Annotated in this window: 10 protein-coding genes and 1 pseudogene; 5 read left to right on the forward strand and 6 right to left on the reverse strand. The window is 40.9% G+C overall.

Annotated features, from left to right (window positions below):
- Positions 1 to 500: 500 nt before the first annotated feature.
- The gene (gene acs / locus CIK00_RS17155) at positions 501 to 2,450 is read right to left on the reverse strand and encodes an acetate--CoA ligase (RefSeq protein WP_101769863.1); all 1,950 of its coding nucleotides are present in this window, start codon (positions 2,448 to 2,450) and stop codon (positions 501 to 503) included.
- Between the two features lie 357 nt (positions 2,451 to 2,807).
- On the opposite strand from acs, the gene CIK00_RS17160 reads away from it, so the two are divergent.
- Together CIK00_RS17160 and CIK00_RS17165 are read left to right on the forward strand one after the other, a co-directional pair.
- Positions 2,808 to 3,980: a 3-phenylpropionate MFS transporter gene (locus CIK00_RS17160; protein WP_101769864.1), complete on the forward strand. Its 1,173-nt coding sequence runs from the start codon at positions 2,808 to 2,810 to the stop codon at positions 3,978 to 3,980.
- Positions 3,981 to 4,164: 184 nt separating this feature from the next.
- Positions 4,165 to 6,027 (forward strand): annotated as a pseudogene (locus CIK00_RS17165) (hybrid sensor histidine kinase/response regulator); the annotation flags it as partial.
- An 88-nt stretch (positions 6,028 to 6,115) separates the two neighbouring features.
- Here CIK00_RS17165 and CIK00_RS17170 read toward each other — a convergent pair.
- The 4 genes from CIK00_RS17170 to aspA all read right to left on the reverse strand — a co-directional run bounded on the left by CIK00_RS17170 (position 6,116) and on the right by aspA (position 10,393).
- Complete coding sequence (locus tag CIK00_RS17170; RefSeq protein WP_101769866.1) at positions 6,116 to 6,748, reverse strand: response regulator transcription factor; 633 nt, start codon at positions 6,746 to 6,748, stop codon at positions 6,116 to 6,118.
- 122 nt (positions 6,749 to 6,870) lie between these two features.
- On the reverse strand, positions 6,871 to 7,374 hold the full coding sequence (locus CIK00_RS17175; RefSeq protein WP_101769867.1) for a thioredoxin fold domain-containing protein: 504 nt from the start codon (positions 7,372 to 7,374) through the stop codon (positions 6,871 to 6,873).
- A 138-nt stretch (positions 7,375 to 7,512) separates the two neighbouring features.
- Complete coding sequence (locus tag CIK00_RS17180; RefSeq protein WP_101769868.1) at positions 7,513 to 8,820, reverse strand: anaerobic C4-dicarboxylate transporter; 1,308 nt, start codon at positions 8,818 to 8,820, stop codon at positions 7,513 to 7,515.
- 112 nt (positions 8,821 to 8,932) lie between these two features.
- The gene (gene aspA / locus CIK00_RS17185; protein WP_101769869.1) at positions 8,933 to 10,393 is read right to left on the reverse strand and encodes an aspartate ammonia-lyase; all 1,461 of its coding nucleotides are present in this window, start codon (positions 10,391 to 10,393) and stop codon (positions 8,933 to 8,935) included.
- A gap of 449 nt (positions 10,394 to 10,842) precedes the next feature.
- On the opposite strand from aspA, the gene CIK00_RS17190 reads away from it, so the two are divergent.
- Positions 10,843 to 11,337 carry an FxsA family protein gene (locus CIK00_RS17190; RefSeq protein WP_101769870.1) on the forward strand — a complete coding sequence of 165 codons (495 nt, stop codon included), beginning with the start codon at positions 10,843 to 10,845 and terminating at the stop codon, positions 11,335 to 11,337.
- A gap of 82 nt (positions 11,338 to 11,419) precedes the next feature.
- Here the strand turns inward: CIK00_RS17190 and CIK00_RS17195 are convergent, their stop codons facing one another.
- Positions 11,420 to 12,775 (reverse strand): MATE family efflux transporter, encoded by a 1,356-nt coding sequence (locus tag CIK00_RS17195; RefSeq protein WP_101769871.1) that lies wholly within the window; start codon positions 12,773 to 12,775, stop codon positions 11,420 to 11,422.
- A 207-nt stretch (positions 12,776 to 12,982) separates the two neighbouring features.
- Here CIK00_RS17195 and CIK00_RS17200 point away from each other — a divergent pair, with 207 nt between their 5' ends.
- Together CIK00_RS17200 and groL are read left to right on the forward strand one after the other, a co-directional pair.
- On the forward strand, positions 12,983 to 13,273 hold the full coding sequence (locus tag CIK00_RS17200) for a co-chaperone GroES (protein ID WP_101769872.1): 291 nt from the start codon (positions 12,983 to 12,985) through the stop codon (positions 13,271 to 13,273).
- 42 nt (positions 13,274 to 13,315) lie between these two features.
- Positions 13,316 to 14,959, forward strand: coding sequence for a chaperonin GroEL (gene groL, locus CIK00_RS17205; RefSeq protein ID WP_101769873.1), 1,644 nt, complete (start codon positions 13,316 to 13,318; stop codon positions 14,957 to 14,959).
- The last annotated feature ends 173 nt before the right edge of the window (positions 14,960 to 15,132 follow it).

Below are 15,132 nucleotides of genomic sequence, written 5' to 3' on the forward strand. Positions count from 1 at the left end.
TTGTTTATAAAGCTAAACTCGAACAACTTATTGCTATCTGCAAGTTGACGTCCATGTGTCCTTTTCTTTACTACCAAACATTAATAGTGAACCAATTATAGAGAATTCAACGCAAATCGCAGCAAAATACTGGTCTAATCACCACTTTTTGCGCGAACATGTGTAAGCCGTTATAAGAATGTTAGTAGATGTTAATACGTTCATCCTACGTCAATGTAACGTAACTAAGTGCAAGAATTTAGTAATAAAACTGTGTTTTTGTCCGTTATTATTACGGTGTGATAATTGAGCTTAAAAAAGATGATTTATGTACTTATTTAATAGTGCTATTTCAATAAATATTATCGATATCGAACAGATTAACGCGATACTTTAGCGTTAAGTTGCTTATCCTAAGCTGAATTCATTTTAAATTATCATTAATAACTGCATAAAAAAAGACCACGCGCGTGGTCTTTTGATTTCAGTTAAATGGATTTTTTGTTCATCGTTAATCGGAGTTAAAGTAATTGCTGTTTTTCTGCAATCAGTTTATCAACTACACTGGGATCGGCGAGTGTTGAGGTATCACCAAGAGAGCTCGTATCACCCGTAGCAATTTTACGTAGAATACGGCGCATAATTTTTCCTGAACGGGTTTTTGGTAATGAATCAGTCCAGTGAAGAAAATCTGGGGTGGCAATGGACCCTATTTCTTTTCGAACCCAATCTTTGACTTGTTTGTGTAATTCGGCACTTGGATATTCACCGTCATTAAGAGTGATATAAGCATAGATAGCTTGACCTTTTATGGCATGAGGGACACCGACAATTGCAGCTTCCGCTATTTTATCAAAAGCCACTAGAGCCGACTCAATTTCAGCCGTACCCATACGGTGACCTGAAATATTCAGTACATCATCAACACGACCAGTGATCCAGTAATAACCATCTTCGTCGCGACGAGCGCCATCACCAGAGAAATACATGCCGGGAAAGGTTGAGAAGTAGGTTTGTTCAAAGCGTTCGTGATCGCCCCATAACGTCCGCATTTGTCCCGGCCATGAATCGGTTATCACTAAGTTACCATCAGTGGCGTCTGCTAAAATATTACCTACATTATCAACCAGTGCCGGTTGTACACCAAAAAAGGGCCGTGTGGCTGAACCGGGTTTAAGGGCGGTTGCACCAGGAAGTGGGCTGATAAGAATGCCACCTGTTTCTGTTTGCCACCACGTATCGACAATCGGGCAACGACTATTACCAATGGTGCGGTGATACCATTCCCATGCTTCAGGGTTTATCGGCTCACCGACAGATCCCATGATCCGTAATGATGAACGCTTGGTACCTTTGATTGCATCATCGCCTTTGGCCATTAAAGCGCGAATCGCGGTGGGAGCAGTATAGAGAATGTTGACTTGGTGTTTATCAACCACTTCGCTCATACGGCTGGTGGATGGATAATTAGGCACACCTTCAAATAAAACGGTGGTCGCGCCATTCGCGAGGGGGCCATAAACTAAATAGCTGTGACCTGTGATCCAGCCGACATCGGCAGTACACCAATAGACTTCACCCGGTTGGTAGTCAAAAACATATTTAAAGGTCATGGTGGCATAAACCAGATAACCGCCGGTGGTGTGCAATACCCCTTTAGGTTTACCTGTTGAACCTGATGTGTAGAGAATAAACAGCGGATCTTCAGCATTCATTGGTTCAGGTACACAGTGGTTAGAAGCGACTGCTGTTATTTGGTGCCACCAGACATCACGTTCACTGTGCCATTCAACATTGCCACCGGTGCGTTTAAACACTACTACTTTCTCAATACTAGTAACCAGTGGGTTAGCGAGTGCATCATCAACATTTTGCTTTAATGGTACAGCCCTGCCACCACGAACCCCTTCATCGGCGGTGATCACTACTTTGGCGTTAGAATCAATAATACGTCCAGCAAGGGCTTCTGGGGAAAAACCACCAAAGACGATAGTATGCACAGCGCCTATACGGGTGCATGCCAGCATGGCAACGGCGGCTTCTGCGACCATTGGCATGTAGAGACAGACCACATCGCCTTTACGTACGCCTTGGCTTTTGAGGGCATTAGCAAACTGACATACCTGTTGGTAAAGATCGTTATAGGTTAGGGTCGCATCATCATTAGGATCATCACCTTCCCAAATAATCGCCGCTTGATCGCCACGATCAGCCAGATGGCGATCAATACAATTGGCCGACACATTAAGTTCACCATCTTCAAACCATTTTATGCTGACATGACCACTATCAAATGAGGTGTTTTTTACTTTAGTGTAAGGGGTGATCCAATCAATGATTTGACCATGTTGACGCCAAAAGCCTTGCGGATTAATCGTTGATTGTTGGTACATCTCACGATATTGGTCGTCGTTAATATGAGCACTATTCGCTATTGCACTATCAACTGGATAAATATGAACCTCACTCATCCTTGTTCTCCTTGAGTTCTTTCCCTATTGGGTGGTGTTTGCCATACAGAACAAACAACGGTCTAAGCCGTGTTAATGGTTAAAGTGGAGGATTATATGATTTACGACAATTAGACTTTAGGATGAGATTTCGGTGTAATTTGATCCCATTGAGCTGTTGCATGGGGTTACATTGTATTTTGTGCGCAGCTTAAGTTGTTTGGTTTATCGTGAGGTTGGGATTGAGTGTGACAGTCGTCGCATTTAGGTTGTAAATGTTTGTTATTTTAAGATGAACATTACCGAACGATTACAGATTAGTGGTTGCTTTACGGCATAATAGAGCCGTTTTTCATCTACCACATTTTGAGACCTATTATGTTTAAAAGTAAGCCTTATGGTTGGACATCCCAATATCTATTGGGATTTTTCTTTTCTTATGGGGTGTATCTACCTTTCTGGGCTATTTGGTTTAAACATATAGGCGTCGATGACTCTGATATTGGTTTACTACTTGGTTTGGGCTTTGCGGTGCGTTGTATTGCTAACTTAGTTATTACGCCAAGGATCCATAAAGTTGAACATTTAATTCCTGCCTTGCGAGGGTTTACGTTACTCGGGCTGGTGGCCTGTATTATCTATATTATTTGTGGTGGCAATCTCTGGGCTTTAGCTGCGGTAACGGTACTCTTTAATTTATCCGCAGGGCCAATCGTACCCATTTCAGATGCTATTACTAACCACTATGCCAAAGAAGGTCATTTAGATTATGGTCGTACTCGCTTGTGGGGCTCAATTGCGTTTATTGCTGGCTCAACCGTTGTGGGTGTATTAGCTCAGCGTTATGGGGCTGATATTATTCCGTGGGTGGCTTTAGCTGGTTTAGGTTTTGCACAAATCATGGCTGCTCGTAATCCCGTAGTTATGCCTGTTGATGTTAATAGTCATCAACAAGCTCGTCCCGCATTAATGCATATTCTACGTGATAGCTCAGTGATTAAATTGATGTTAATTACCGCATTATTGCAGGGCAGTCATGCGGCATATTATGGTTTTAGTTCGATTTATTGGCAGAAAATAGGTTTTGATGAATCTGTCATTGGTTATTTATGGAGTTTTAGTGTTGCCGCTGAAGTGGGGATGTTCCTGGTAAGTAAGCGCTTATTTGCTAACTGGTCGATTAACAATATGTTCCGCTTGGCGGCCGTTGGCGTATTAGTACGTTGGGGCTTAACGGCGACTATTACTGATCAGTGGGCAATGTTTGCGGTGCAGTCATTACACAGTGTGACATTTGCAGCGGCTCACCTAGCAGCTATTCGTTATATTGAGCGTTCACCTAGTAATCATATGGTGGCACTACAGTCGTTGTATAATGCGATTCCGTTAGGGGCGGTGATGGCTGTTTTAACCTCCATCAGTGGTTGGGTTTATGGCGATTGGGGCGCTGATGTGTTTTGGATTATGGCGGTAATGGCAGTGCCGGTATTCTTTATTCGTTTACCATTACCTGGTGAGCAACCGCAGACTTTAACGCCACAAATGAATTAAGTACGAATACAATCTAAATAGCGGTGATAAGCGAGTCCATTAATGGACTCGCTTTTTTTGTGGTTAACAATGGTGGCGGTATTTGATGAAAATAAGCCCTAGCTCTTATTTATGACCGACCTCAATTGAGCCAAGGTTAATAACTCCGTTACAGTGGAATAAGGATCATTGAGGGACGTTGATAATGGATACAAAAATCACAGTGAGGGAGCTAGAAATCTTAGCGGCAAGGTTTGTTGGTCGTAAACGTATTCAACACGCTTTTGCCCTATTTTCAAAGCAACAACAATGTCAGCTTGTCGCTGAACAACAAGCATCACCAACAATCATTTCATATACAGAGCAAGTGCTAGCGTCTGTTTTTGGTGACTTATCAGCAAAGTTAGTACTTACCTCTGCATTGCAAGGTCGTGACATGCAATTAGACGATGTTGTGACCATTGTTGACGAAGCATCGGAGATGTTTGATTTTAGTCGCGGTTTATTACAAGGCGCAATTGAACATATTAGCCAAGGCATCGCTGTGGTTGATAACCAATTACGGCTGGTGGCATGGAATCAACGCTATCTTGAATTATTTTCATTTCCGGTGGGATTAATTCAGGTGGGATGCCCGATTGCTGATTTGATTCGGCATAACGCTAATCAAGGATTATGTGGCAGTGGTGATTCGGAACAGCATGTAGCCAAGCGGATCCAGCATCTACAACAAAGAACTCCGCATATTTCATCCCGAGTTCGTGCTGATGGGCAAGTGATTGAGGTGCAAGGTAACCCGATGCCAAGTGGTGGCTTTGTGATGAGTTTCAGTGATATTACGGTGTTTCGCCAAGCTGAAATGGCATTAAAAGAATCAAATGAAAATCTAGAAGCTCGCGTTAAAAAACGCACTCAGCAATTAGAACAACTCAATAAAAAATTGGTTGTTGCGACTCAACAGGCAGAAGCACAAGCGCATTCTAAAAGCCGATTCTTAGCCGCGGTCAGCCATGATTTAATGCAACCGCTTAACGCCGCCCGATTATTTTCATCATCATTAGTTGAAGTAAATGAGGGACAACAAAGCGCTCGTTTAGCTGCTCATATCACCAGTGCGTTAAGTGCCGCTGAAGATTTGATTGGTGATCTATTAGATGTCTCACGTTTAGAAGCCGGTAAGCTGGAAGCTCATATTGTGCCATTACGAGTCAGTGATGTATTGAGTGTATTACAGGCTGAATTTGGCGTATTAGCTCAACAACAGCAGCTTGATTTTAGTGTGGTAATGAGTGAGGCAGTAATCGTTTCGGACAGTAAATTATTACGCCGAGTATTACAAAATTTCTTAACCAATGCGTTTCGCTATAATCCAAAAGGACGGGTGTTATTAGGTGTACGTCGACAGGGTGAGCGGCTATTAATTGAGGTTTGGGATAATGGGCCAGGGATCCCAACGGAGAAACAAGCAAATATTTTTGATGAATTTACTCGAATGGATCAAACGGGTGCAGAGCATGGCTTAGGGTTGGGGCTTGCGATTGCACGCGGGATTTCTCGAGTATTAAATCATCCATTAAGCTTTCATTCATGGCCTCAACAAGGAACCGTATTTTCATTATCAGTTCCAAGGGGGATGCCCTCGATGTTGTCGTTACAACCGTCGCCATTATCTTCTACAGGTAATGTGTTATTGACCGGACTAAAAGTGCTATGTATTGATAATGAGCCGAAGATATTAGTTGCGATGATGACCTTATTAGAGCAATGGCATTGTGAGGTGCGTGTTGCTGAAAATAAAGCTCAAACCTTGCAATTATTAACAGATGGTTGGCGACCTGATGTGATTTTAAGTGATTATCATCTTGCAAAACAACAAACAGGGCTAGAGATTTTGCAGATATGCCGATCTCAATTAGGCTTGCATTTTAAGGGCGTGGTGATCAGTGCTGACCGGTTGACTGAGAATCAAGCAATGATCCGTCAACAAGGTTTTAGTTTTCTAAGTAAGCCTATTAAGCCGCTGAAGTTAAGAGCAATATTAAACCAGTGTTTAATGTTTGAAAAATAAAATGACGCTTAAATTAGAGCGTCATTATTAAGATTGATAATAATAAGTACATAATGAAATTTGAGCGTAAAGCTTATTATACGTCGAACTAATTAATGTCGAACTGTTGTAATAATATCACTGCTTGAGTGCGGTTCTTAACCTCAAGTTTGCGAAAAATTGCGGTTAAATGTGCTTTGATCGTCGCTTCTGAGATATTGAGAATAGAGGCAATTTGTTTGTTTAATAAGCCTTCAGTTAACATGGTCAACACCTTATATTGTTGAGGGGTTAACGCTGCAATTTTTGTTGTAAGCTGTTGTTGGTGAAAGTTATTGTTATTGATCGTCGTTGGGAAATAAGGTTCGCCATTAAGAATTTGTTTTAAGGCATTTAATAATGTCTGCATGTCACTGGATTTAGGAATAAAACCAAATGCACCATGATTATAAACTTGTTGCACTACTTCGTTTTCTTCACTGGCAGAAATGACCACAATAGCCAGTTCTGGGTATTGCTGGCGTAATTGGATTAGCCCTGACATACCACTGGATCCGGGCATTTTTAGATCAAGTAATAATAAGTCGATATCCCCTATTTTTTCTAACAGTGAAAATAAAGAATTCTGTGAGTCAGCTTCTAGAAGGTTGGCACTGCTGATAGCCATGTGAATTGATTGAAAGAGAGCACTACGAAACAATGGGTGATCATCAGCGATAACGATGGTGTATTGAACGTTCATAGTTGAACCTATTCTTGTTATTAGTTTTTCACGCTAACATTTCAGTAACAAAGGCGCAATTTAGTCACTGTTGAGATTGGATCTTGATCATGCTTGAGGGCTCACTTTTGTAATTTGATTTGTTATTGCGCGTTATTTTGTGAGACAGGTGATGATGAGGGAAAAATGATTGATTGTTGTAAATGATGACTAAAATTTTCAGCATTTATAAAGCCACTTATTTTTATCTGTGGTAATGGATTACCTTGAGAGTCCCAAAATAATAAGCTTGGAAAACCGATCACTTCGAGGTATTGCATTAGTGCAATATCAGCGCTGGAATTAGCGGTAACATTGGCTTTTATGCGAGTGAATTTATTTAGTTGTGGAATAACATTGGCTGCAGGAAAGGTCTGTTGAGTTAGCGCTATGCAGGGGGAGCACCATTCTGCATAAACATCGAGTAGCACTGGACGTTGTTGTTGAGCGGCTGTTTTAAGAGCATGTTTTAATTCTGAAATTGAGTTTACGGCTGTAAATGTAAGCGCAGCGGGTGTCGGTTTATTATTAAGTAAGTAGCCACTCACTATGGTTATGATCGTTATGATTAATATCACTAAGGCGTATTTTATTTTAATATTAGCCATCAAATAACATCCTTATTATCGTTAGTCTTCGTTATACATAATTACATATGGTTCTATAATTAGCTTAGCCATTATTTATGACCTGCAAAAAAAAAGCTGCTCGAAAGCAGCTTTTAATCATTGAGTATCAGTCGTCAATTATAAAATAAAGCTACCGAATAAGAAGCCTAAAGCCACTGATGTAGAAATGGTAACAACCCCTGGAACAAAGAATGGGTGGTTAAAGACTAAGTTACCAATTCTCGTTGAGCCAGTATCATCCATTTCTACTGCTGCTAATAGTGTTGGGTAAGTTGGCAATACAAATAAAGCACTTACCGCTGCAAAAGAAGCAACCATGGTTAATGGAGCGACACCAATAGCGAGTGCGGCTGGCATTAATGCAGTCGTTGTTGCGCCTTGTGAATAAAGTAGCATTGAAGCAAAGAATAAAACTAATGCTAGCATCCAAGGATGGCTACTTAATAACGAGCCAGCGACTTCTTTAATACCATCTACGTGACCATTTACAAAGGTTGCGCCTAGCCATGCTACACCAAGGACACAAATACAAGCAGTCATGCCTGAACGGAACGTTGCTGCTGATGGGATTTCAGCTGCATCAATTTTAGTGATCCATACCGTTGCTGCTGCTGATGTTAGCATTACCGCAATAATCGCTTCGTTACGACCCAATGTTGGATGAGTAATTAAACCGATAGAATTAGAGATAGCGGCGGCATAACAAACTACAAGTACAATCGCGGTAATAAAGATATAAGTCGCTTTGCGTGCTGTTGGTTTAATTTCACGTTTACCTGCTTGTTCAATATTGACCAAGCCTTTAGCTAAACGATCTTTATAAACAGGATCGTCTTTTAGCTCACAACCCATAAAGTTAGCCACAAAAGCGCCGACCATACAGGCAATAAAGGTAGTTGGAATACAAATGCTTAATAACGTTATGTAGCTTACGCCTACTGGTTCAAGGATTCCTGAGAAGAAGACTACTGCTGCTGAAATAGGTGAGGCAGTAATTGCTATTTGTGAGGCAATAACTGCAATAGAAAGAGGGCGAGAAGGGCGAATGCCTTGGCCTTTAGCCACTTCAGCAATAACAGGGAGGGTTGAAAAAGCAGTGTGTCCAGTACCTGCTAACATTGTCATTAAATAAGTAACGATAGGTGCATAGAAAGTAATGCGTTTAGGGTGTTTACGAAGGAAGTTTTCAGCAATTTCTACTAGCCAATCCATACCACCGGCAACTTGCATTGCGGCAATGGCTGTGATCACTGACATGATAATTAAAATAACATCGATAGGGATTAATGATTCACTGGTGGGCATACCAAAAACGAGGGATAACACTAACACACCAGCACCGCCGGCAAAACCGATACCAATACCGCCAATTCTAGAGCCTAAATAAATAAAGCCCAGAACGACCAAGAGTTCAATTCCAATCATAGAATTTTTCCTGTCTAAAAGTTTAAAAGATCAAAATAAGGGAGGATTTAGTTGCAAAAAAAAAGCGGATAATCAAGTGACAATCCGCTGGTATTCTCAGGAGCTAACGTATTTAGTTATAACGTTTAGCTTTATATTGAGGATGCATTAAGTTCTCGATGGAGAAGATATCATCTAATTGCTCTTCAGTCAGTAATCCACGCTCAAGTACGACTTCACGTACATTCTTACCTGTTTCTGCACAAATCTTACCAATAATGTCACCTTCGTGGTGACCAATGAATGGATTTAGGTAAGTTACGATACCGATAGAGTTAAATACGTAGCTTTCACACACTTCTTTATTAACTGTAATACCTTCAATACACTTATCACGTAGGTTAATACATGCATTTTTAAGTAGGCTAATTGATTCGAAAATCGCTTGACCAATAACAGGTTCCATTACGTTTAACTGTAATTGACCCGCTTCTGCTGCAAAAGTAATCGTGGTGTCGTTACCAATAACTTTAAAGCAAACTTGGTTAACCACTTCAGGGATAACAGGGTTTACTTTAGCTGGCATGATAGAAGAGCCGGCTTGCATTTCAGGTAGGTTAATTTCGTTTAGACCAGTACGTGGGCCTGAAGAAAGTAAACGTAAATCGTTACAAATTTTAGATAATTTAACTGCAGTACGTTTTAGCGCACCGTGAACCATTACGTAAGCGCCACAGTCTGATGTTGCTTCGATTAAATCTTCAGCAGCAACAACAGGTAAACCTGTGATTTCAGCAAGACGCTGAACTGATAATTGTTGGTAACCAGTAGCTGCGTTTAGACCAGTACCAATCGCTGTTGCACCTAAGTTAACTTCAAGCAATAGTTGTGCAGTGTATTGAAGGTTTTTAATTTCTTCTTTTAATAATACGCCGTATGCATGGAATTCTTGACCGACAGTCATAGGCACTGCGTCTTGAAGTTGAGTACGGCCCATTTTAAGAATGCTAGCAAATTCAGTTGCTTTAACATCAAATGCTGTTTTTAGGTAATCTAGTGCTTCTAGCATGCTAATGATGCTGTTGTAAACAGCTACGCGGAAACCGGTAGGGTAAGCACAGTTAGTTGATTGTGATTTGTTTACATGATCATTTGGGTTAACGATATCGTAGCGACCTTTCTCTTCACCCATAATTTCAAGTGCAAGGTTAGCGATAACTTCGTTAGTGTTCATGTTAACAGATGTGCCTGCGCCACCTTGGAAAACGTCTGATGGAAATTGATCCATGCAACGTCCAGTTTCAAGAATAAGATCACACGCTTGAACAATGTAATTACCGATATCTGAAGGAATAGCGCCAAGCTCTTTGTTGGCCATTGCTGCGGCTTTTTTGGTAAAGACCATGCCACGTACAAGTTCAGGAACATCAGAAATTGTTGTGCTTGAAATATTGAAGTTTTCAATTGCACGTAAAGTATGGATACCCCAATAAGCATCCGCGGGAACATGGCGTTCGCCAAGTAGATCTTCTTCTATACGTGTTGCTACATTGATTGTTGCATTGTTTTTTTCAAGATCAATCATCTGAGACATAATATAGCCCTTTACGAAACTTTGTAATTAAAAATCAATAAGTAAGCCAACAGTTATAGCGATAATCCATTGTCGCAAAATTGTGGCAAGATGATCATACCTGACACCTTAATTGGTGCCGATAATACTCCCCTCAACCGCTAAAAACATAATCCAGATCACTTTTTAAGAGAGCTTGTTAATATTTGCACAGAAACGCGATCTCTTTCACAGTTTCTGTTAACAGTAGCACGTCTTTTTACCCATAAAATGAATAAAGATGACAGAATGTGAACAAAATGTAAGGGTGTTATAAGTATTTTTGGACCGAATTCAAATTGTAATGTTGTATTATTTGTTAATACACGTTGATAGTTCAATGAAATGGGTCATGGGTTAATGAGAGTAATGATTAGGTAATATTTGTTGTTATGCGTTAGCGTAAAACTATTTAAGTAAGGGAGGTATTTGTGTTTCCACTATTAATGTTGCTGTTTATTGTGGTGCCAATGGTTGAAATTGGCTTATTTATTCAAGTTGGAGGGTTATTAGGTTTATGGCCAACAATTGCGATTGTTTTTTTTACTGCAGTTATTGGTGCATCGTTAGTCCGAAGTCAAGGGATTGCAACCTTAACTTCCGTTCAGCGTAAGTTACAACAGGGTCAAATGCCAACCCAAGAAATTGTTGAAGGGATGCTATTAGCGGTGGCTGGAGTGTTATTATTAACCCCGGGATTTATGACAGATGCGTTAGGGATAGTATTATTATTGCCACCATCAAGGACTAAAATCGCGCAATTATTAATGCGAAAAGTAACGCTTCAACATGGTTTTAATCACTTTGGTGAGGGGTTTGAACATCATACTCATTCACATGATGCTGCTAACGGTGATGTGTTTGATGGTGAGTATGAACGTAAAGATGACCATAACAATAACAATTCAAATCATCGTTTACCGTAAATGAAACATGAAATAAGCTAATATGTTACTAATAAAAAAAGCAGCTTCGGCTGCTTTTTTTTATTCATGCTATTCATATTAATTAAGGTGGCGAAAGCATATTTTTACGGAGTTTTAGTGCATAACAATAAGCACCAATACCACTGATGATATTTGCGATAGTAATACCAATAAATAATCCTTCGGTGCCATAAATATAACTGCCTATCCATGCCGCGGGTACGAGTAACACAAAAAGTCGTAATAGATTCCAACATAGCGCATTAATCGTTTTATGTAAGGCATTCAGCGCGCTAATTAGCAACATACAAATAGCCTGTAATCCATAACTGGCGGGAACGACTAATAAATAATGCCATAGTTGATTTTGGACGATGACATCTTTTGAAAATAGTGCGGCTAATGGCATGCTGAGTGGCACCATCGCAATAAATACCAACAATTGAAATCCGATAGCAAAGTGCATGGCGGTAAATAATGCACTAAATGCGCGTTGTGGCTTTTTCGCCCCTAAGTTTTGCGCCATAAAAGGCATTAATGCCGAGCTGAGTGCCATCATTACAATGACCAATAATGATTCAACTCTCATTGCTGCACCATAAGCCGCAACGGATGCGGTGCTTTGGCTAGCAAGCATGGCCATTAATAATGCACCAGAGAGCGGATTAAGTGCGGTTGATAAACTGGCAGGCACACCAATATGCAATATTTGCTGCCAATCGCTTTTTAATAAATGCCATTGCGGCAAAATCAGTAATTTTTCGCGGTTATAAAGTAGATGCAGTGAAGCAATAAGTGCAAATATCCAACTTATACCACTGGCAATGGCCGCACCTTTAACGCCTAATGCAGGAAAAGAGCCATAACCAAAGATCAATAGCGGATCTAACAAGCCGTTAATTATGCCAGCGATCACCATGATCTTAGCAGGATTTTTAGCATCTCCAGTTGCACGAATAGCACTATTACCCGCCATTGGGATCACTAGTAGAGGGATCGCGATATACCACACCGTCATGTATTGCTCGATAATGGGTAATAACTCACTTGACGCTCCCATTAAGGTAAATAGTGGCTTAATGGTGAGTAAGCCAATGATCGAGCCAATAATCATTAACAACAGGCTGAGTAATAGTCCATGAGTGGTTATGCGAGCAGCACTGTGGCTATTACCTTGACCGAGCATTCGTCCAATACTGGTCGAGATACCAACGTTCATGCCCATGGTGATACAGTTCAAGCCAAAGGTGACGGGAAAGGTAAAACTCACAGCGGCGAGTGCATTAGTGCCCAAGCGTGAAATGAAAAAAGTATCGACTAAATTAAACATTAAAATCGCGACCATACCAAATACCATTGGCACCGTTAAACGACGTAATGCATCAGGAATGGGGGCCGATAATAATCCATGTTTATCTGACTTGAGTAGTGTTGCCATAGTGGTCTCAAAATAAGGATGCTTGCATACCCTAATGCAAAGTGTGTGATCGGGCAAAATTTCTCAAATAAATAACAAAAAAAAGCTGCCTAAACCTTGCGATTTAGAAATTAGACCCAACATCTTACCCATATAGAAAGTCATACAAGTGAAAGCTTGTGGGCTTCAAATCATGAACATTACCTTAATTATCAGGAGAGACGACCAATGAAAATTCGTCCTTTACACGACCGTGTTATCGTTGAACGCCAAGAAGTTGAATCTAAGTCTGCCGGTGGCATTGTACTAACTGGTTCTGCGGCTGAAAAATCTACTCGCGGTAAAATTCTTGCAGTAGGTAAAGGCCGCATTCTTGAAAATGGCACCGTACAACCACTTGATGTACAAGTGGGTGATGTGGTTATTTTTGCAGAAGGCTACGGCACTAAAACTGAAAAAATTGACGGTAAAGAAGTTCTTATCATGTCTGAAAATGACATTATGGCAATCGTTGAATAATCCGATCACATTAAATTAAAAATTAAGAAAGGAAATCCCAAGATGGCTGCTAAAGACGTTAAGTTTGGTAACGACGCTCGAATTAAAATGCTAGAAGGTGTTAACATTCTGGCTGATGCGGTAAAAGTAACATTAGGTCCAAAAGGTCGTAATGTTGTGCTTGATAAATCATTTGGTGCACCCACTATCACTAAAGATGGTGTATCTGTAGCGCGTGAAATTGAATTGGAAGATAAGTTCCAAAACATGGGCGCACAAATGGTTAAAGAAGTTGCTTCACAAGCGAATGACGCGGCGGGCGACGGAACAACAACAGCAACAGTACTTGCACAAGCGATTATTGCTGAAGGTTTAAAAGCCGTTGCTGCTGGCATGAACCCAATGGATCTTAAGCGCGGTATCGACAAAGCTGTTATTGCTGCGGTTGCAGAACTAAAAACATTGTCTGTACCTTGTGCTGATACTAAAGCTATCGCACAAGTAGGTACTATCTCTGCAAACTCTGACACAACTGTTGGTAACCTTATTGCAGAAGCAATGGAAAAAGTAGGCCGTGATGGTGTTATTACGGTTGAAGAAGGTCAAGCACTTCAAGACGAGCTAGATGTTGTTGAAGGTATGCAGTTTGACCGTGGTTACCTATCTCCATATTTTATTAATAACCAAGAAGCGGGCTCTGTAGATTTAGACAGCCCATTCATCCTATTGGTTGATAAGAAAGTTTCAAATATCCGTGAACTTCTTCCAGCACTAGAGGGCGTAGCTAAAGCTTCTCGTCCACTACTTATCGTTGCAGAAGACGTTGAAGGCGAAGCGCTAGCAACATTGGTTGTGAATAACATGCGCGGTATCGTTAAAGTTGCTGCTGTTAAAGCGCCTGGCTTTGGTGATCGTCGTAAAGCAATGCTACAAGATATCGCAGTACTAACAGCTGGTACTGTTATCTCTGAAGAGATTGGCTTAGAGCTTGAGAAAGTTCAGCTAGAAGATCTTGGTCAAGCAAAACGTATTACGATTACAAAAGAAACCACTACTATCATTGATGGTGCTGGTGACGAAACAATGATCAAAGGTCGTGTTGCACAGATTCGTCAACAGATTGAAGATGCAACCTCTGACTACGATAAAGAAAAACTTCAAGAGCGTGTAGCTAAACTTGCTGGCGGCGTAGCGGTTATTAAGGTTGGCGCTGCAACTGAAGTTGAAATGAAAGAAAAGAAAGACCGTGTTCAAGATGCATTACATGCAACGCGTGCAGCAGTTGAAGAAGGTGTTGTTGCAGGTGGTGGTGTTGCTCTTATTCGTGCAGCATCTAAAGTTATTAACCTTGAAGGTGATAACGAAGAGCAAACTGTCGGTATCCGTTTAGCACTTCGTGCAATGGAATCACCACTTCGTCAAATCGTTAAGAACGCAGGTGAAGAAGATTCAGTTGTTGCTAATAACGTACGTGCTGGCGAAGGTAACTACGGTTACAACGCTGCAACGGGCGAATACGGCGATATGATTGCAATGGGTATTCTTGACCCAACGAAAGTAACGCGTTCAGCGCTTCAGTTTGCAGCCTCTGTAGCGGGTCTTATGATCACTACTGAAGCGATGATCACTGATAAAGCATCTGATGCTCCATCTATGTCTGATATGGGTGGCATGGGCGGTATGGGTGGCATGGGCGGTATGATGTAATCCATTTATAACCGTAGAGATTAACGTCTCTTTGTTATAAAAATAGTATCAAAAAAGTCGAGCATAGCTCGGCTTTTTTATTGCCGCTATAAAAGCCACTGTATATTAATTTTAGCTATTGATTAGCTGTTGTCCTTTGCTAACAGTTCACTTGGAAGATCGCTGGAAAAGCT

It is taken from the genome of Photobacterium carnosum (assembly GCF_002849605.1).
In the GTDB taxonomy this organism is placed as follows: domain Bacteria; phylum Pseudomonadota; class Gammaproteobacteria; order Enterobacterales; family Vibrionaceae; genus Photobacterium; species Photobacterium carnosum.

Bases quoted from the DNA above. Each gene is read 5' to 3' on its own strand.
- acs (WP_101769863.1), bottom strand. From the start codon at position 2,450: ATGAGTGAGGTTCATATTTATCCAGTTGATAGTGCAATAGCGAATAGT.
- CIK00_RS17160 (WP_101769864.1), top strand. From the start codon at position 2,808: ATGTTTAAAAGTAAGCCTTATGGTTGGACATCCCAATATCTATTGGGA.
- CIK00_RS17170 (WP_101769866.1), bottom strand. From the start codon at position 6,748: ATGAACGTTCAATACACCATCGTTATCGCTGATGATCACCCATTGTTT.
- CIK00_RS17175 (WP_101769867.1), bottom strand. From the start codon at position 7,374: ATGGCTAATATTAAAATAAAATACGCCTTAGTGATATTAATCATAACG.
- CIK00_RS17180 (WP_101769868.1), bottom strand. From the start codon at position 8,820: ATGATTGGAATTGAACTCTTGGTCGTTCTGGGCTTTATTTATTTAGGC.
- aspA (WP_101769869.1), bottom strand. From the start codon at position 10,393: ATGTCTCAGATGATTGATCTTGAAAAAAACAATGCAACAATCAATGTA.
- CIK00_RS17195 (WP_101769871.1), bottom strand. From the start codon at position 12,775: ATGGCAACACTACTCAAGTCAGATAAACATGGATTATTATCGGCCCCC.
- CIK00_RS17200 (WP_101769872.1), top strand. From the start codon at position 12,983: ATGAAAATTCGTCCTTTACACGACCGTGTTATCGTTGAACGCCAAGAA.
- groL (WP_101769873.1), top strand. From the start codon at position 13,316: ATGGCTGCTAAAGACGTTAAGTTTGGTAACGACGCTCGAATTAAAATG.